General features: G+C 36.2%; 21 protein-coding genes. 19 read left to right on the top strand and 2 right to left on the bottom strand.

What is annotated here, in order from left to right:
• Window positions 1-216 precede the first annotated feature (216 nt).
• Both I5J82_RS08020 and I5J82_RS08015 read left to right on the top strand, forming a co-directional pair.
• Window positions 217-393: a Spo0E family sporulation regulatory protein-aspartic acid phosphatase gene (locus I5J82_RS08020; RefSeq protein WP_198767409.1), complete on the top strand. Its 177-nt coding sequence runs from the start codon at window positions 217-219 to the stop codon at window positions 391-393.
• 122 nt (window positions 394-515) lie between these two features.
• On the top strand, window positions 516-851 hold the full coding sequence (locus I5J82_RS08015; protein ID WP_198767408.1) for a hypothetical protein: 336 nt from the start codon (window positions 516-518) through the stop codon (window positions 849-851).
• Between the two features lie 158 nt (window positions 852-1009).
• On the opposite strand, the gene I5J82_RS08010 is transcribed toward I5J82_RS08015, so the two are convergent.
• Window positions 1010-1903: a M23 family metallopeptidase gene (locus I5J82_RS08010; protein ID WP_198767407.1), complete on the bottom strand. Its 894-nt coding sequence runs from the start codon at window positions 1901-1903 to the stop codon at window positions 1010-1012.
• Window positions 1904-2008: 105 nt separating this feature from the next.
• Between I5J82_RS08010 and I5J82_RS08005 the strand changes: the two genes are divergently transcribed.
• From I5J82_RS08005 to I5J82_RS07965, 9 genes are all read left to right on the top strand, one after another.
• On the top strand, window positions 2009-2518 hold the full coding sequence (locus I5J82_RS08005; RefSeq protein WP_198767406.1) for a DUF4188 domain-containing protein: 510 nt from the start codon (window positions 2009-2011) through the stop codon (window positions 2516-2518).
• Between the two features lie 135 nt (window positions 2519-2653).
• Entirely contained in the window at window positions 2654-2791 is a 138-nt protein-coding gene (locus tag I5J82_RS08000; protein ID WP_198767405.1) for a hypothetical protein, read from the top strand.
• 39 nt (window positions 2792-2830) lie between these two features.
• Complete coding sequence (locus I5J82_RS07995; RefSeq protein WP_198767404.1) at window positions 2831-3574, top strand: MerR family transcriptional regulator; 744 nt, start codon at window positions 2831-2833, stop codon at window positions 3572-3574.
• A gap of 27 nt (window positions 3575-3601) precedes the next feature.
• Window positions 3602-4261, top strand: a complete 660-nt coding sequence (locus I5J82_RS07990; protein WP_198767403.1) for a GAP family protein — start codon at window positions 3602-3604, stop codon at window positions 4259-4261.
• A gap of 200 nt (window positions 4262-4461) precedes the next feature.
• Window positions 4462-5151 (top strand): response regulator transcription factor, encoded by a 690-nt coding sequence (locus I5J82_RS07985; RefSeq protein WP_198767402.1) that lies wholly within the window; start codon window positions 4462-4464, stop codon window positions 5149-5151.
• 3 nt (window positions 5152-5154) lie between these two features.
• The gene (locus I5J82_RS07980) at window positions 5155-6519 is read left to right on the top strand and encodes a sensor histidine kinase (protein WP_198767401.1); all 1365 of its coding nucleotides are present in this window, start codon (window positions 5155-5157) and stop codon (window positions 6517-6519) included.
• Between the two features lie 77 nt (window positions 6520-6596).
• Window positions 6597-7304 carry a PepSY domain-containing protein gene (locus I5J82_RS07975; protein WP_198767400.1) on the top strand — a complete coding sequence of 236 codons (708 nt, stop codon included), beginning with the start codon at window positions 6597-6599 and terminating at the stop codon, window positions 7302-7304.
• 138 nt (window positions 7305-7442) lie between these two features.
• Window positions 7443-8030 (top strand): PepSY domain-containing protein, encoded by a 588-nt coding sequence (locus tag I5J82_RS07970; protein ID WP_198767399.1) that lies wholly within the window; start codon window positions 7443-7445, stop codon window positions 8028-8030.
• 453 nt (window positions 8031-8483) lie between these two features.
• Entirely contained in the window at window positions 8484-9257 is a 774-nt protein-coding gene (locus tag I5J82_RS07965) for a TerC family protein (protein WP_198767398.1), read from the top strand.
• A gap of 89 nt (window positions 9258-9346) precedes the next feature.
• On the opposite strand, the gene I5J82_RS07960 is transcribed toward I5J82_RS07965, so the two are convergent.
• Window positions 9347-9739: a hypothetical protein gene (locus I5J82_RS07960; protein WP_198767397.1), complete on the bottom strand. Its 393-nt coding sequence runs from the start codon at window positions 9737-9739 to the stop codon at window positions 9347-9349.
• Between the two features lie 241 nt (window positions 9740-9980).
• Here I5J82_RS07960 and I5J82_RS07955 point away from each other — a divergent pair, with 241 nt between their 5' ends.
• The 8 genes from I5J82_RS07955 to I5J82_RS07920 all read left to right on the top strand — a co-directional run bounded on the left by I5J82_RS07955 (window position 9981) and on the right by I5J82_RS07920 (window position 18204).
• Window positions 9981-10727, top strand: coding sequence for a class I SAM-dependent methyltransferase (locus tag I5J82_RS07955; protein WP_198767396.1), 747 nt, complete (start codon window positions 9981-9983; stop codon window positions 10725-10727).
• 24 nt (window positions 10728-10751) lie between these two features.
• Entirely contained in the window at window positions 10752-11510 is a 759-nt protein-coding gene (locus tag I5J82_RS07950) for a kanamycin nucleotidyltransferase C-terminal domain-containing protein (RefSeq protein ID WP_198767395.1), read from the top strand.
• A 92-nt stretch (window positions 11511-11602) separates the two neighbouring features.
• On the top strand, window positions 11603-13639 hold the full coding sequence (locus I5J82_RS07945; RefSeq protein ID WP_198767394.1) for a molybdopterin-containing oxidoreductase family protein: 2037 nt from the start codon (window positions 11603-11605) through the stop codon (window positions 13637-13639).
• Window positions 13640-13911: 272 nt separating this feature from the next.
• Entirely contained in the window at window positions 13912-14775 is an 864-nt protein-coding gene (locus I5J82_RS07940; protein WP_198767393.1) for a zinc-ribbon domain-containing protein, read from the top strand.
• Window positions 14776-14973: 198 nt separating this feature from the next.
• Window positions 14974-16059, top strand: a complete 1086-nt coding sequence (locus I5J82_RS07935; RefSeq protein ID WP_198767392.1) for a LytTR family transcriptional regulator DNA-binding domain-containing protein — start codon at window positions 14974-14976, stop codon at window positions 16057-16059.
• A 174-nt stretch (window positions 16060-16233) separates the two neighbouring features.
• On the top strand, window positions 16234-17082 hold the full coding sequence (locus I5J82_RS07930) for an ABC transporter ATP-binding protein (protein WP_198767391.1): 849 nt from the start codon (window positions 16234-16236) through the stop codon (window positions 17080-17082).
• Window positions 17079-17786, top strand: a complete 708-nt coding sequence (locus I5J82_RS07925; RefSeq protein ID WP_198767390.1) for an ABC transporter permease — start codon at window positions 17079-17081, stop codon at window positions 17784-17786. Before I5J82_RS07930 ends, I5J82_RS07925 begins: the two co-directional genes overlap by 4 nt.
• A gap of 46 nt (window positions 17787-17832) precedes the next feature.
• Window positions 17833-18204: an iron chaperone gene (locus tag I5J82_RS07920; protein WP_198767389.1), complete on the top strand. Its 372-nt coding sequence runs from the start codon at window positions 17833-17835 to the stop codon at window positions 18202-18204.
• Window positions 18205-18346 lie beyond the last annotated feature (142 nt).

Below are 18346 nucleotides of genomic sequence, written 5' to 3'. Positions count from 1 at the left end.
TTATACTTATTTGTTTATTTTTATAAATGTTACCATAAAATTTCTAAAATGTTCAATCAATTTTGATTGATTGAATAAGGAAGTTATTCAAATAATTATAGGTAATGAACAACGAAAGGAACTTTACTTAATTTTTTGCGTAGAACATTTAAATATACAAATAAAACTTTTGGGTAGGGAATAGAACATCATTACTAAAGAATATGGGTGTAAGATTTGAATAGAGAAAAGTATTTAGAAGATAAAGAATTAAAATTAAAAGATGAATTGAGTTTGTTGGCAAATGAAAAAGGAAGTCTTTCAAATCCAGATGTAGTAAAAAAAAGTCAAGAACTTGATCAAGTGATAACTGCCGTTCAAGAGAAGAGTTTGAAAAATAAGTCAGGAAAATAAGTACCTACCCATGTTTCCTAATGGGAAATGAAATAATACTTATATCAGTACAATGTACATTTTAAAGATACAACGCATAGAAATAGGGAATCAGCATTACTTATCTTCTTGGAGTGAGTCACGTGAAAAAGAATCGAAATCCTTATGTGTACCCAGGTCCTTCATCAGTAGGTACTGTAAATAATAGTAATAATAATTCAGACACATTTCAATATAAGCCACCAAACAACACGGGAACAATTCTTGGTATTATAGGAGGCGTACTTGCGTCAGTTGGAGATGCGGTAGCAACAATTGGAGCAATTATACAATTAGATGTTGATAACGCTGATGATTTTCAGTCGCAGGTAGATGATTTTACATCCGACCAAGAAAAAGAAAAAATGCAGAAAGAAATAGATGATCTTCAAGACAAGGTCGCGACTTTAGAGAAATTGATTAGAAATAAGCTGAGCTAAAGGCCTTATTTTTATTTACTTTAGTAGATTTTGTAGAGAGATAATTGGGTGCTTCTTGAAAAATTTAAATTTGAATCAGGACAATAAAAATGAAAAGTGGATGATTTAAATATCATCCACTTAAAGTTATAATCAGACTATTAAAATGGACATGCTAGTCATTCACTAGTTTTAATGGTTAAAGGTTTCACAACATTGCCTTGTACGGGTTCATTATTTTCATGAAAGCGAATGCGAATGGACTTACCATTGTGATAATTAGGTGCATTCATGACCTGAAAATGAATATGAGCCTCAGATGAATTTCCTGAATTTCCACATAACCCTAATAATTGACCTTGTTTGATGTACTGACCTTCCTCTACAACAATAGAATTCTGTTTAAAATGCGCAATCATACTATACTCCTCGTTTGCGTGTTGAATGATTACATAATTGCCTTCAGGTTTAGAAGGATTCATTTTCCCTGGAATATTATCCTCAATGGTGTCTACTACTTTTACTACTCTTCCTTCACAGGGACATACAACTTCTTTATTAAAAGCGTAATAACTTTCATTGGATGTTGCAGCATCTTTAGAAGATTTCCCGTCTTTCACAATGACTAAGTCGTAAGCGTATCTTTGCTCTTCATATTCATAATGGTAATTGATAAATTGATTCGCTCCTCCCCAAAATACAAACCATTCTTCGTTTATCGGCATCATGAAAGTGTTCTTCGTAAGCTGATTGTCCGTTTCAGGATAAGTGACAAATGGTGCAAGCAAGATCCCATGTATGGAATTCTCATCATCAAAAACGACACTGATTGCTTTATCTTTCTCGTTATCTAGCCATAAGAATTGCCTTAACTGATTGGTAAGAAGTGTTTCCATTTCAGGGGTGTAGTGTTTAACACCTAAATTAAAAGAAGAGGATAATTCTATAAATTGATCCAGCGTCACGATTTCCTTAAAGCTACTCATTGTTTGTTCATAAATCGTTTGAAATTCACCTCGCAAAAAACTCGTCCCAAAAGTTTCACCCGTAATGTTTGAGTATGTATTCTTCATATATGCACCTCATCCTATTCATAGTATGTGGACAACCGTTTACTTTCTGGTATTAAAAAATTCGTTTTTACTGTTTGTATTTATTCTAACATCCAATTCCATTTAATGTTAATTTTAAGTAAATGGATTATAAAGGGGATAAAGATTGTGACAATTATTCATAAAGGAAGATACGTGGCAGAGGTGAAGGGAGATTTTGTGGTATTTGTAATAGGGATGCGTGTGAATAAGATATTTTCTTTTACTAAATGGATCACTGTATTTAAAGCAATGGGGCCGATGATAAGAGAATTGTATCAAAACCCAGAGATCGGTTTTTTGCATACAGAATTTCATTTTAGTTGGAGAAGAGTAACACTTATTCAATATTGGAAAAGCTTTGATCAACTCGAAGCATATGCACATGGTCAAACGCACTTAGTCGCATGGAAAGCATTCAACAAGAATATCGGTAACGATGGCAGTGTTGGTGTTTTTCACGAAAGCTATAACATTGTAAATCATGGTGCAGAAGCCATTTATAACAATATGCCAACAACGGGACTCGGAAAAGCCTTTTCGGTAGCTTCTGTAACTAAAGAGACTCAATCTGCCAGAGAAAGAATGAATGTTTAATGCAAGTGGATCTATCTACCGTTGATAGATCTTTTTTTATTTTTCACACACTTGTGAAATGAAAAACGCTTGAAACTGACGTAACGTCATTTTGTATACTAATAGATAACGACTTTACATGAAAAGGATGATGAGATGAAACGTGAAGATGTGGTTATTTATGGATGTGTCATTCTCGGAGCAGGTGTTGGGTTAATCATCGATCAAGCGTTTGCTGGTGTTCTTATTGGTTTAGGAACAGGTTACTTGCTGAAAACATTTATAAGAAAATAATCACTTAAATGAGGTTGTAATGAAAGGTGGATTTATCGAATGCTGCACATTCATAAGGTAAGTGAGATGACAGGGGTTACAGTCAGAACACTGCGTCATTACGATCAGATAGGCTTATTACATTCAACTTCCAAAACGGAAGGTGGACACCGTCTCTATAGCAATGGTGATTTGAAGAAGCTACAACACATTCAATTCATGAAACAGATTGGTTTTCGTTTAAACGAGATTAAGAATATGTTGAATTCGAGTGAATGGGATTGGTCAGATAGCCTAAGAAATCAACTTTCTTATGTAAAACAAGAGCAAGAAAACTTAAACAAAATGGAGAGTGCGCTAAGGGAATTAATACATGGAATGGCGATTGAAGATGAGAATCATGAGATTGCCATTCAAAAGGTCATGCAGTTAGCCAATAGCAATAAAGAACTTCAGCAGAAATATAGAAAGTCATTGTTTAAAGAAAGAGAATTAAAGCTGTGGGAGAAGGTTCCAAACATGACTAGCGACAATGCAGATTCTTTAGAATGGATAGCACTTATTGGGCAGTTAAAACGGTTTGTACACACAGACCCAAGTTCTCCTAAGGTTCAAAACATTATAAGAAGAATGGAAGAAAAGCGATTAGAAGCATTTGATGGTGAAAATGAATTCTTAGATAAATTATGGGAAATGAGGATGTTAGAAACAGAATCAGAAAAACTAGGGTTATATCCCATTGATCAAGATGTACTTCTATTCATGAACTCTGCTTATGAAATATTTATAACGAAAAAGGCTTAGGCACATTCTGAATAAAGGGGGAATTCGGTGACTGTAGATCTACTTCTTTTAATTGGAGGGTTAGCTGTATTGGATATGCTGAGTCCTGCAACAATAGGGGTTACGGTATATCTCTTATTAAACGATAAAGAGAAACGAACATCCCGTATTTTCATCTACCTATTAACCGTTGCAGGTTTTTATTTTATAGTGGGCGTTTCTCTCATGTTAGGAATATCAACTTTGCTTGAAAGCGTATCTACCATTTTTCAGAATCAAACCATAAGCTGGATCATCTTTATCATTGGGGCGATTTTGTTTATTGCTAGTTTCTATGTTCCTGCTAACAAATATGCTAATCTGCCTTCTCCAAAGTCTAATCGTTTGATTTCAATTATAATACTTGGATTGTCAACTTCTCTTATTGAAGTAGGAACTGCTTTTCCTTACTTTGCTGCGATCGGTATTTTATCTACTACTACTACTCTTTCTAGCATGGAATGGGTTTCTATATTAGCTGGATACAATTTAATCATGGTCTTGCCACCGCTCTTGTTGTATCTCATTTATATTGTATGTGGTAGATGGATGGATAAACCTTTAACAAATTTACGTGAAAGAATGGTTAAGAATTCTGGTTCAGCCCTTTCATGGATCATGTGCATCGTTGGGATTATATTGATTTTTAATAGTTTGGATTATTTATAAGCAATTTAAGAATCGAGAGTATAAAACGTTGTGTGCAAAAATGCTATTTTGGGAGTATGTAGTGTTACTTAACTCAATTTTCCATTAAGGAGAATTGAGTTTTTGTTTAGCAGGTGATATCTAGATTCATCTCTAATTCGTAAACTGCTATTTACTCCTTTATAATAATGCTAACAAGCTTCTTTTTAGGAGGAACAACGATGAGCGCTGAAAAAATTCTAATTGTTGAAGATGAGAAAAAGATAGCAAGAGTCATTCAACTTGAACTTGAACACGAAGGATACGCAACGGAAACGGCTACGACGGGAATGGAAGGATTAGAAAAGTTTAAATCTGGTAAGTGGGATCTTATTCTACTGGACGTTATGCTACCTGAATTAAGTGGTCTGGAGGTTCTAAGAAGAATTAGAGCGACGGGAAGTCATATTCCAATCATATTACTAACAGCTAGAGATGCATTGCCCGATAAAGTGAGCGGGCTTGATCTAGGGGCAAACGATTATGTGACTAAACCGTTTGAAATTGAAGAACTCTTAGCTAGAATTCGGGCATTTCTCCGCATGAATCAACACTACACAGAAGATCAAGAGAACGAAATTTATGAGCTAGGTGATCTGACGGTAAATTTAAAAACGAGGGAAGTTAAACGTGACTCTACCTTAATTGAATTAACACCGAGAGAGTTTGACCTTCTTGTTTTTTTGATACGAAATAAAAACCAGGTATTAAACCGTGACCAGATCTTATCCAAGGTATGGGGTTATGATTATTATGGCGATACCAATGTTGTAGATGTTTACATACGTTATCTGCGAAAAAAGATTGATTCCACTTTTTCACACCCCTATATTCATACGATTCGTGGAGTAGGCTACACGATGAAGGAGTAACCCATGAACATAAAAAATCGGATAACCTTGTTTTCAACGGTATGGCTTTTAATCATTCTACTCATCACGAATAGTGGCATTTATCTTTTATTTCAAAAGAATCTACATGATAATGCTTTAGAGAGTTCAGAGACAAGAATGGAGAGCTTAACGGAAGCGGTTAAAACGTCTTCTGAGACAAAAATGAACATGACACAGCTTTTGCGTGCCTACCTTCCTGCAGATTCGATGATTCGTATAATTACTGGTGATAACCGTGTAGTTGCTACTTCATCAAGAATTACTGATGACGATAAGCTCGAGGAAATTAAACCGATCTATCGGCCAAATCAATACAGTGATGTTAAGAAATTAGACGGAATGGTATATACAGTTTCTCAACACCCGGTTATTTGGACGGACGGGGAGGTTGTTTCTTTACAGTTGATCGAAGAAGAATCTTCCATTCCAAACACGTTGCAGATCTTAAGAATCGTTTTAACCATAGCGACATTACTCATCTTAATTCCTTCTTATATGGGAGGGCGATTCTTGAGCAAATTGATCTTAGTACCGATCAGCAACTTAACGCGAACGATGGAAGAAAACCAGAAACGTGGGACGTATAAGCGAATTATGATCAATAAGAAATCGAATGATGAACTGAATAAGATGGCAAGAACATTTAACCATATGATGGACCTGCTTGAAAACAACTACAAAAAGCAAGAACAGTTCGTATCTGATGCTTCACATGAACTGAGAACGCCGCTTACTGTAATCGAAAGCTATGCCAAGATGCTGAAGCGGTGGGGAGGAAGTCGGCCTGAAATTTTAGAAGAAGCTGTAGAAGCGATCCACTCAGAATCACTTCGGATGAAAGAGTTAACCCAACAAATGCTTGTTTTGGCAAGGGATGAATCGCAAGTGGACCTTCAACTTCAACAAACCGAGCTGGTTAAGATGGCTAAGAACGCCGCTAAGAATTTGAACAAGGCATACGAACGTAAAATACGCGTTCAATCCAACATAGACGAAATTCATATTGAGTGTGATTCATTAAAACTTAAGCAAGTTCTTATCATCCTTTTAGATAACGCTATTAAGTATAGTTCGGAGGCCATTGAAGTGGAGTTAACCAAACAAGGAAACTCTGTTAGGATCTCCGTAACAGACTATGGAATCGGTATTCCTAAGGAAAATCTCGATAAAGTCTATGATCGATTCTTTCGTGTGGATCAAGCTAGGAGCCGTGATACAGGTGGTGCTGGGTTAGGACTGTCCATCGCAAAACAAATCGTTTCTGCTCACCAAGGGAAGCTTCATCTAGTGAGTGAAGAAGGGAAGGGAACAACGTTTACCATGGAGATTCCTGTGAAACAGAGTTAATTCTCATCATTTTCTCATCTGATTCTTATGAAGCTTTCATTCATACATGAGAAAATTCATGTAAAGGGGGAAAACGTATGAACAAAAAAACAGCTGTGATTTCTGGAATAGTAATCGTTATTCTCCTTCTTGTCTTCGGAACAAGAGAGTGGGTGAACGGAAACCAGGGCAGTACACTAGAAAAAGAGAAAATGAACAGAATCGTAAGCGCAAAATATCCAGGAGACATTCTATCTACAGAATTAACGAATAGAGAAGATAAACGTCAATACAAAACAGTAATAAAAAGTGAACAAGGTGTTTATGTAATCTGGTCTGATGCGGTTTCTGGAGAAATTCTCGACATGAATCGAACAGAAGATGAAGAATCTCAAAGAGAACGTATAACAAAGGATGAAGCGGAAAAAATAGCTGCCAAACACGGTGAAGTGAAGTCTTCCGAATTTAATGAAGAAAATAAAGTCTATCTTGTTCGTGTACAGAAGGAAGGCAAAACATATTCCTTAGAAATTAACGGGACCACTGGGAGCATCAATAGCAAAAGCGAGGTTGAATCTGAAGATGAACCAGCTCAGCCAAACACAAAAATAACAGAAGGAAAAGCCAAGCAAATCGCCCTAAAAGAAGTAAAAGGGACCGTCACAGATATTGAGTTAGATGATGAAGACGGTGTAATCGTTTATGAAGTTGAGATTGAAACAAAAACAAAAGAAGCACAAGTAATCATAAATGCGTTTTCAGGTGAGGTAAGCTCCGTCACGATGGAAACAAAAGATAGTGACTAAGAATGCTCTAATCTAGAGTGTTCTTTTTTTTGAGTAAAAACACCACCATTTCTCATCGTTTTTTAATCTTCTCTTCTCTTTGTTCTCATTTTAACTGTCTATTATAAGGATATAGTAAAAAACAAGGAGGAAAAACAAATGAAAAAACTAACAAAAATTATTGCTGGTACAGTATTAGTCGGTGGTATTGGAGTTGGAACATACGCTTACGTTGAAAATACACCGAGCGCGTTTGCTGCTAAGAATGTAATTTCTGAAAAACAAGCAAAAGACATTGCATTAGAAAAAACAAAGGGCGGAACGGTTACTGAACTTGAACTTGATCGAGATGGTCTTAAAGACAAGTATGAGATTGAAATTCATAACGGAGACAAAGAATATGATCTTGATATTGCTGCAGAAACAGGTAAAATATCAAAAATTGAAGAAGGTATGAAAGATCAAGATGATAATGACAACGACGATGATGGAGATGACGACAATAGTCGTTATGACGAAAATGAGGCAACAGATAGGGATGATCTGATAGATCCTTCTAAAGTTAAGATTACTTCTGACCAAGCGCAGTCTATCGCACTAAAAAAAGTTTCTGGTACTGTAAAAGAAATGAGTCTTGATGACGACTATGTTTATGAATTTGAGATTCAAAAAGACGGTAAGGATGTAGAAGTAAATGTGGATGCCGTAACAGGTGAAGCGGTAGTTGTTAAGAACGATAACGACTGATCTTAATTAATCTTTTTATAAAACGAGGTTCTCCTAGAGAGCCTCGTTTTTTGATTTTAGAATTGTAACTTCTTCATCTTTAGAATCTAAGGTGATTTTCAAGTCTGAGAAGATGGGTTTTAATCGTTCCAATAGCATCATCTCCAGAGACATTTTTATTAGTTTTACTTCTTCTTTATTGTTATAACCTTAAAGTTTGTATTTTCATGTAAAATAGCTCTATTAAGAATTTAAAATCTTACGAGGAATATTCGCTAAACCCTTTAAACATCTAACTTTGTTAAGTTTTAAATTCGCTTAAATAAGGTAAAAACTTAAAAAATAATATATAATCTTGTTAGTATAGAGTCGTTCATAGTAGCGCAAGTTATTTTTCGAAGAGTATCTTGCGACTAAAATGGTCATTCTATGGATATTACATATTATTTTTACGATTTGAAAGGAGATTCATGAATGGATTCAATTTGGTTAGAGTACGGATGGGCATTATTAATTCTTATTGGACTAGAAGGTTTGCTATCTGCTGACAATGCCCTTGTACTAGCGGTTATCGCAAAACATTTACCTGAGGATCAGAAAAAACGTGCGATTAGTTACGGAATTATTATGGCGTTTGTTTTCCGATTTGGTGCACTTTTTGCCATTTCGTTCATCGCGAACGTTTGGCAGATCCAGGCGATCGGAGCAGCTTATCTGTTATACCTAGGATTAAAACATGTTATTCAAGCTAAGTTCGGTAAAGAAAATGAGAAAATACAAGAGGAAGTAAAAGAAGACGCTGCAGGAAAAGGTTTCTGGCCAACAGTAGGTAAAATTGCTATCGCTGACCTTGCGTTTGCAATCGATTCGATTCTAGCAGCAGTTGCATTGGCATTAGGACTTCCTGATTCCCCACTCGGTGACTTCGGTGGCATGGATGCTGGACAATTCATCGTAGTTGTTCTTGGAGGAGTTGCAGGTTTAATCTTGATTAAGTTTGCAGCTACTTGGTTTGTTCAATTGCTTGATAAGCGACCAGCTCTTGAAACAACAGCTTATGCAATCGTTGCTTGGGTAGGTGTCAAGCTTGCAGTTATTACACTTGCTCACAAAGATATCGGAGTATTAGATCACGATTTCCCACACAGTACTGTATGGACAATCATCTTTTATGGTGTACTAGTAGGTATTGCTGTTATTGGATGGTTTGCACCGGCTAAATCAAAGAAAACCGAAACATCTTTATAAAGGAAACCAAAAGTCAGCGGATTATCTGCTGACTTTCTTTTATGTTTAAAAAACCAAATTATTTGGATATTGTGAGATATTTCCTTTAATTACATGGATGGTTTATTTCGATTTTTTAAAACCGTATACAAATGATAAATAGTGAGAAAAAAACAACTAAATATGCTAAATGCAAGCCCAACCAAACCCTGCATCCTAACCCATCCTATTGTAAAAGTAAGGAAAAGCCAAAAGTACCAAAAACCTCCCAGAAGAATAAAAAGCGGTCCAGCAAATAATTGAACTTTTTTGCAAAGCTTAAAAGCTGCAAAAGTTGCACCTATCATTATCATAGTAAAAATGGGTTGAACATGTAGTTCAAATCGAGATTGAGCATCTTCAGGTGTTTCATAAGGTTGATTTAATTCTATAAACGTAAGAACGATTGTTATGAGTGATAGGATCGTTAATACCCATATGGCTCCTTTATTTATCGAATTCATCAAAAATCTCCTCTCAATTTATACGTTTTATAGTAAGATATAATCCCATTATATGTTAAATGATATAGCGGAAGTTTAGAAAGTTTTCGTTTCATGCGAATTGTTAAGTTTTACTGTTCATAACCAAAAAGTCAAGAAGGATTAACGATATTTTGTATGGAAATCAATATTCTTACAAAAAGCATATTTTACTCACTGATAAGATTAACGAAAATTGGTACATATAAAGGAAGTGGAACTCGTGGAAGCAACTGAAATTTTAAAAATGAATAAAGAAAGGTGGGAGGTGTCAGCTGAACGCTTTTTTGGTAGAACGGCACTCCCTGAATACGGACCGTTCTCTTTGAATGAAGAACAACTAAATTTATTTGGCTCAATAAGTGGTAATAAGGTGTTGGATATAGGCTGTGGTAGTGGTCATTCATTACAATATATGGGTGTGAAAGGCGCTAAAGAATTGTGGGGATTAGATCTTTGTACGAAGCAGATTGAGACAGCCAGGAACGTATTACAAGATCAACAAGTAGAGGTGACCTTAGTTGAATCTCCTATGGAGGAGAACCCGGGTTTACCAAGCAGTTATTTTGATATTGTTTACTCGATCTATGCTTTGGGTTGGACAACAAATTTGTACCAAACTTTTTCCAACATCTATGATTATCTGAAACCAGGTGGAATTTTTATCTTCAGTTGGGAACATCCACTTCATGATCGATTAAAATTTGAGGAATCTTCGTTCACCTTTAACAAATCTTATGTGACTGAGGGCCCTGAATTTAATGAAGGTTGGCAAAATCAAGCTGTCATTCATCATAGAAAGTTAAGCACTTACATAAATGCTTTAATTGATGCAGGTTTTATGATAGATAAAGTAATAGATGAAGTTTGTTTACCGGAAGAGCACTCGGAAAATCCGTCAAGATGGTACTCCACTCAAAAAGCAAACCTTGTTCCAGCTACATTTATTATAAAAGCGTCAAAGAAGTAAGAACAGTTTCAAAGGAGTGCAACAATGACTAAATGGAAACCTCAAGAATTTACTACAGATGACAGATTGCACGTTGCCAATGAGATACTTGAAAATTTATTAAGAAAGTATGGAGAACGACTAATTTCAGTCGCCATTGAAGGGTCAACAGCGAAGGGGACTGATCGTCCTGAATCGGATCTGGAGTTACGAGTGGTTGTAGAGGGAAGAGAGAGTGAATGGTATCCTTTCTTTTATAAAGGAATGTTCGTCGGTATTAGTTTTAATACGGTTGAGAAAATTCAATCTAAAGCCAGAAGCCTAGATTATGAATGGTGTGTTAAAGGTGATGTGTTGTTCACATGTAAAATCCTTTATGATTCATCAAATTTGTATCAATCGCTAAGAGAAATCGCGTTAGAAACAGAGTTGCATACAGATTTCAATGTTTTAATGAGAGATGCTCTAACAGATATGTATGAACATGTTTATAAAATCTTTACTATAAAAGATACTGACACTATTGTAGCTGCACACGAAGCAAGGCAGATCGCCTATTGGGCAACCATGTTGGTGGGATTAAAAAATCGACACAAATTCTTATCAAGTAGAACCATGTATGAAGAAGCATTTGGCTTTCATTCTTTACCGAACAACTATGAAATGAACATTAAGGAAGTATTATCCTTACATACTGATGTACAAAAACTAAAAAGATTTGTTGGCAATTTGTGGAGCTCAACAGCTGAATGGGCAGGATTACATGGTATCAGTCTTGAAGAGGATAGTTTATCATTTATTTAAGAATTCGAATTTTATTTCTTAAATTTCTTATTAACGAAAGTAATATCCTTATTAAATAGAATGAATATGACCTCTTTGAAAGGAGAACGCATATGACTAGTTTTGTGGATAGCAAAAATGGGATTTTTCCTTCAGTTTGTTCCTTAGACTGCCCTGACCAATGTGGGTTGCTCCTTCATAAAGAAAACGGAAGAATTGTAAAAGTGGAAGGTGATCCTGAACATCCAGTCACGAAAGGGTTTATTTGTAATAAAGTTAGAAACATGACTGAACGCCTATATGATGAAAAACGTTTAAAATACCCGATGAAGCGGGTTGGAGCAAAAGGTGAAGGGCACTTTGAACAAATAAGCTGGGATGAAGCGATTAACACTATCACTGCGAGATGGAAGGACTTGCTTCAAAACGACGGTGCCGAGAGCATTCTACCTTATAGCTTTTATGGAAATATGGGTAATCTTGCAGCTGAAGGAATGGATCGCCGTTTTTTTCATAGATTAGGAGCTTCCAAGCTGGATCGAAGCATTTGTAACTCGGCAGGTGCAGTGGGTTACAAATATACGATGGGTGCGAGTTTCGGAATTGACCCTGAAGATACCATTCACTCCAAATTGTTTATATTTTGGGGAATTAATGCCGTTAGTACAAATATGCATCAAGTATCACTTGCACAACAAGCTCGCAAACAAAATGGAGCGAAGATTGTCGTCATTGACGTTCATAAAAACCAGACGGCTAGATTTGCAGACTGGTTCATCCCTATTTTACCCGGGACAGATACCGCTCTAGCATTAGGCTTGATGCACATTTTGTTTGCTGAGAACATGGTGGATCATTCATTTTTGGATCAGTTCACCGTCGGATCCGAACAGCTGCGTATACATGTTGAACAATATGACCCTATTACGGTTTCTAGCATTACTGGTATTCCGGTAGAAGACATTTTGAAGCTAGCTCGGATGTATGGCCAAACCTCTCCTGCGTTTCTTCGAATTGGAAACGGTCCACAACATCATGATAATGGTGGTATGTTTGTGAGAACGGTATCTTGTTTGCCAGCTTTAACAGGTCAATGGGCAGTTAAAGGTGGAGGGGCGATCAAAGGTAATTCAGCATATCTCGCGTTCAACACAGCTAACCTACAACGGCCTGATTTGCAGCAAAATAAGAATACGCGTGTTATAAACATGAATTTACTCGGAGAAGCGTTACTAACATTAGACCCTCCTATAAAATCACTTTTTGTTTATGGAACGAATCCTGCTGTTGTAGCACCTGCAGGAAATAAGGTTCGAAAAGGCTTGGAACGAGAAGATCTCTTCACAGTGGTTCATGATTTATTCTTAACAGAGACGGCAAAGTATGCTGATATTGTATTGCCTGCTACGTCTTCGTTTGAAAACACAGATTTCTACACGTCGTACTGGCATCACTATATCCAGCTTCAACAGCCTGTGATTGAATCTTACGGTGAGTCAAAGTCTAATGTCGAGGTGTTCCGACTACTTGCTAAAGGCATGGATTTTACTGAGAAGGCATTTGATGATACGGAAGCAGAACTGATTGATCAGTCATTAGATTCACCATCTAATCCCTATATTCAAAGAATAAATTTTGAAGTTTTGTGTAAAAAACAATATGTAAAGGCACAGGTAGAATTTCCAACTGAGCTCCCAACACCGAGCGGAAAAATAGAATTATACTCTGAGAAGATGAAACAGGACGGTTATCCAGCACTGCCAACATACATCCCTTTAGTTAATGATTCTGACCATCCCCTTCGATTTATCGCTGGACCGAACCATAACTTTCTAAACTCAACGTTTGCGAATCAAAACAAACATGTTGAACTTGAAAAAGAACCGGTAATTGTTTTGAATCAGTTTGACGCAGACCTGGCAGGAGTGAAAGATGGAGAAAAGGTACGCGTGTGGAATGAGCAAGGAGAATGTTTACTAAAAGCGAGCGTTGGTGAGAATGTTCTCCGTGGCGTTGCCGTTACTCAAGGACTTTGGGGAGCAGATGATAATACAAAGCATCTAGTCAATTCACTTACACCCGATCGCATAGCAGATATGGGTGGGGGAGCCACTTTCTTCTCGGGAAGAGTTAGTATTAAAAAGGTTTAGTCTCATAACTACTTAAATATGGAGCTCTCCCTCATTAAGAAGGAGAGCTTTTTTCATTGAATTTATTAAGGTCAAACTCTGAGGATATAGGATTACTCCTTTACGTAGCATCAATGTTGGGAAAAAAACAGTTATCCCCCCTTACTAATAAGGTCTAAATGACTACCATTTTCCCAAGTTCACTTTGAAGAATTATAGGTATAATTAACTACACAGGGCTATTGGGTATAGTCCTTTTTTATTACGACAGTAGTATTGAAAGGGTTGAAAAAATGAATCACACATTATTACCAAATAAACTTTTGTCACAATGGCATCCTACAAAAAATCAGGGTATTGAACCGTGCCAGACTAGTTTTGGCAGTTATGAATACATATGGTGGGTCTGTTCAAAAGGGCATGAATGGGGAGCGACTATTCGGGAGCGCTATAAGAAGAACCTGGAATGTTCCGATTGTGTAAGAGAAGAAAGAGCGTTGAAAAGATCGTATCAGTTCGAAGCGGTTAAAAGTGAGACATTAGCGGACGCAGATCCTGAGCTATGTCTGCAATGGCATCCGACACGTAACAAAAATCTTACTATTGCGGATATAGACAGTAAGGAGGATTGGCCACAAAGATGGTGGCTATGTAAAAGAGGACATGAATGGGAAGAAACCGTGAAAGATCGAATACATAATCCTAAAAGTGTATGTGTATATTGCTCAGACAAAAAAGCATACGAAAAGAACTGTCTGGCTACGGTACATCCTGAGCTTGTAGAAGAATGGTCTACCGTGAACAATGGGAAAAGTCCACAAGATGTGGTTTACAACTCGAACGAGGAAGTGGCATGGGTTTGTGAAAAAGGGCATGTGTGGCGAGAGAGAATTCGTAAGAGAATTAAGAACAAGTCGCGTTGTCCAGAGTGTATAAGAATTGAGCAATCCTTATTCACTATGTATCCAGAAATTGCAGCTGAATGGCATCCTGATCGTAATGGTACTTTGTTCGGCGTTCATAAAACACCTAAAGATGTTTCGGTTACTTCATATAATAACGTTTGGTGGCGCTGTAAAAAATGCGGAGAAGAATATACAGCTAGGGTGAAGGACCGTGTTAAAGGGATTGGTTGTCATGCTTGTTCTACAAAATGAATACTTGTGCCAAACATTTAAAATCGATTAATTTAACAAAAATCTCTTCAGATGAAGGGATTTTTTTGTATAACGATCATCATTCATTGACGAAAAACATGATCTTTATCTAATAAAAAAGTTTAATACATGATATTGTAAATGAGTGGTAAAAGATAACAGTATTGGTTTAACTAATCTCAAGGAGTACATAGACAGATGAGCTTATTACAAATTACACAACTTGAAAAAAACATTGGAAACAAGATACTTTTTCCTAAGATTGATTTGACCTTGCAACAAGGGGAAGCAGTGGCTGTTCAATGCAATCATGAAGTAGGGAAAGAATTGATTCAACTTATTATTCATGAGAAGAGCCCTACTAACGGAAAAATATTTCTGAATCATGTGCAACTTGGATCATCGAAAAAAATCTTCCATTCTTTTGGTTTGTATTTAATGAGTGATCAAGCGTATGACAGACTGACAGCTCAGGAATACTTACGCTTTTACGAGCGCCTATATGACGTGAGCATTGATATTGATTTACTTTTACAGAAAGTAAGTTTAATAGAAAAAAAGAATGTGAAAATTAGAATGCTTTCATTTTCCGAAAAGAAAAGATTGCATTTAGCTCGAGTAATTTTACATGAACCAGATGTGCTTTTGATGGAAGAACCAGATCAAAATTTAGATATTGAAAGCAGAATGATTCTGAAACGAATTGTGAAAGACTACATAAATCTAGGAAAAACCATACTAATTACGACTAACCATTTTGAGAGTGCGATCTTTTTAACAGATACGGTGTATCGATTAAACGAAGCCGGTCTGAAAAAAATAGATGTGGTGGATGACGATATAAATGAGAAGAATTCAGAAGAATTAGATATGGAATTTGTGATGCATTCAACGAGTGAAAGAGAAGAAAAGAATATAGATGATGAAGGAGAAATTCGCAAACCTGTTAAGTTTGAAAAGATTCCAGCTAAAATAAATGAAAAAATGATACTCTTTGATCCAACAGAGATTCTTTTTGTCGAAAGTCATGAAGGGGTCTCACAGTTACATGTGAACGGTGAGATTTTTCCATGTCTCATTTCCCTAAACGATTTAGAAAAACGTCTTCAGCCGTTCGGATTTTTTCGTTGTCATCGCTCATATATCGTAAATTTACAGCGCGTGCGGGAAGTCATTACATGGACACGTAATAGCTATAGTCTTGTACTTGAAGATGCGAAGAAAAGTTCAGTGCCTCTTTCTAAAGGAAAAATGAATGAGTTAAAGGAAATCATAGGAATATAATAATTGTTTCATAAGAATATCTGATGATTATGTTCTTTTAACTGATCCATTCAGCGAGAAAATGGTTCTATTCAACACGAAATATACTCCTTTCACCTTGAAAATACTGCATAATGATTTGCTAATTTATATAGTTGAATCAGGTTAGCAAAACGAGGAAAAGAGGGGATGTATATGGAGAACGTTATAGAAGTAAAAGGTTTAAAGAAGTCTTTTGAAAATCAAATCGCTTTAGCTGATGTAAGTTTTTCGGTTAAAAAGGGTGAGACGATCGGTTTTCTAGGACCGAGTGGATCAGGAAAAACGACAACGATTAAAATCTTAACAGCTCAACTATTACCTACTGACGGACATGTGAAAGTGTTCGGACAAGAAATTTCTAAGCTGCAAAATCCAGCCTATATGAAACGAATAGGAATCTTGACTGATAATAGTGGGCTGTATGATCGATTGAGTATATATGATAACCTTGCATTGTATTGCGATTTGTACAATGTAGACAAAGTGAAAATTAAAGAAGTTCTTCAAGCTGTTAATCTTATTCAGGATCAAAAGAAATTGGTTCAAAAGTTGTCAAAAGGTATGAAACAACGAGTAACACTTGCTCGTGCCATTTTACATAAGCCAGAACTTCTTTTTTTAGATGAACCTACATCTGCTCTAGACCCTGTAAATACAAAGCAGATTCACCAAGTGTTGAAACAACTCAATAAAGAAGGTACAACCATTTTTCTAACTACACATGATATGTATGAGGCTGAGTACCTTTGTGATCGTATCGCCTTTTTAGATCGAGGAGAGATCAAACGACTAGATACTCCTCTTAATCTAAGAACAAAAGTTGACAACAGAACGGTAACTCTTTTGTTAAAGGATAATCAAACGGTACACATGGATATGAACGATGAAGGTGCAGATAAAATCTATCAATATATGAGGAATGGAGAGGTAATCTCTATTCATTCGAACGAACCAACATTAGGAGATATCTTTGTCGAACTAACAGGGAGGGATTTAGCATGACATTTTCATTGAAAAGGATAAATGCTATATTTATTAAAGATTGGAAAGATCTGCAACGAAATTCATATATCCTTTTTACGGTAGCTTTACCGTTATTTTTTGCGGCATGGATTGGTCGTATGGGAGAAGATAGTCCCTATATGTTCTCTTTTCCAATCAATCTAGCACTAGTGATTTCCGGTGCCTTTATTCAAGCTGCGATGGTGGCGGAGGAAAAAGAGAAAAATACGCTTAGAGGATTGTTACTTTCACCAGCTAGTACAATTGAAATTTTAATTGGAAAAAGTGCACTGTCTGTTGTTATGACAATCCTTGTAGTGGTACTGTCTATCATATTATTAGATTATAATGTGCCGTCGCTACCGTTTTTTGCTTTAAGTATACTACTAGGCATATTATTTTATATTGCAGTTGGAACCATTTTGGGTTTAATCTCACGCACTGTAATGGAAACAAGTATTATTGGTATGCCCGTTCTTTTCATATTTGGGATGGGGTCCATGTTTAGACCTATGATTGAAAATGAAAGTATTTTAAACGTAATGGACATATTACCTAATGAACAGCTTACATTCATTTGGATATCACTTGAAAAGCAAAACGCCTTTCTTCATTCATGGGATCATTTTGCGCTACTTTTATTATGGACATTTATATCGTTTGTGGTAACTGCTATGATTTATAAGAAGCGGAAAGTAGATTAAAGATGTTTCTTATAGCATGTGTATTTCAAATGAGAGGAGTATGAAATTGGACAGTTTTTCTCAGTATTTAATGGGTATTGAAAACCGTGACCAACGTTATCGAATGGAAGAACTATTAACATGGGTGGCTGAAAACTTCCCTGATTTAGAACCACAATTTAAGTGGAATACCCCAATGTTTACAGACCACGGCACATATATTATCGGTATATCGATTAGTAAACAACATATAAGCATTGCACCGGAAGAAGTGGCAATGGTGAAGTTTGCTGACGACATCAAGCAGGCTGGATATACGTTCACTAAAGGTTTGTTCCGTATCCGCTGGAAAGATGAAGTGAACTATGAATTGTTGGAGAAAATCATTTCATTTAACATAGAGGATAAAGCTGATTATACAAAATTTTGGCGTGAATAAATTGTTAAAAGCAGAATTTAAAAGATGCATTTCTCAAAGCAGGAGAAATGTATTTTTTATTGAATTATTAACGGTGTCCTACCTAAAGTAAATAGCAATCGTTAGTTTATAAAATGGTAGGTCTACGTTTAAAATTCTATTA

The organism is Fictibacillus halophilus, from assembly GCF_016401385.1.
GTDB classification, from domain to species: Bacteria; Bacillota; Bacilli; order Bacillales; family Fictibacillaceae; genus Fictibacillus; species Fictibacillus halophilus.
The sequence above is the reverse complement of the archived record's forward strand: the minus strand, read 5'-3'. Positions and strand labels throughout refer to the sequence as shown.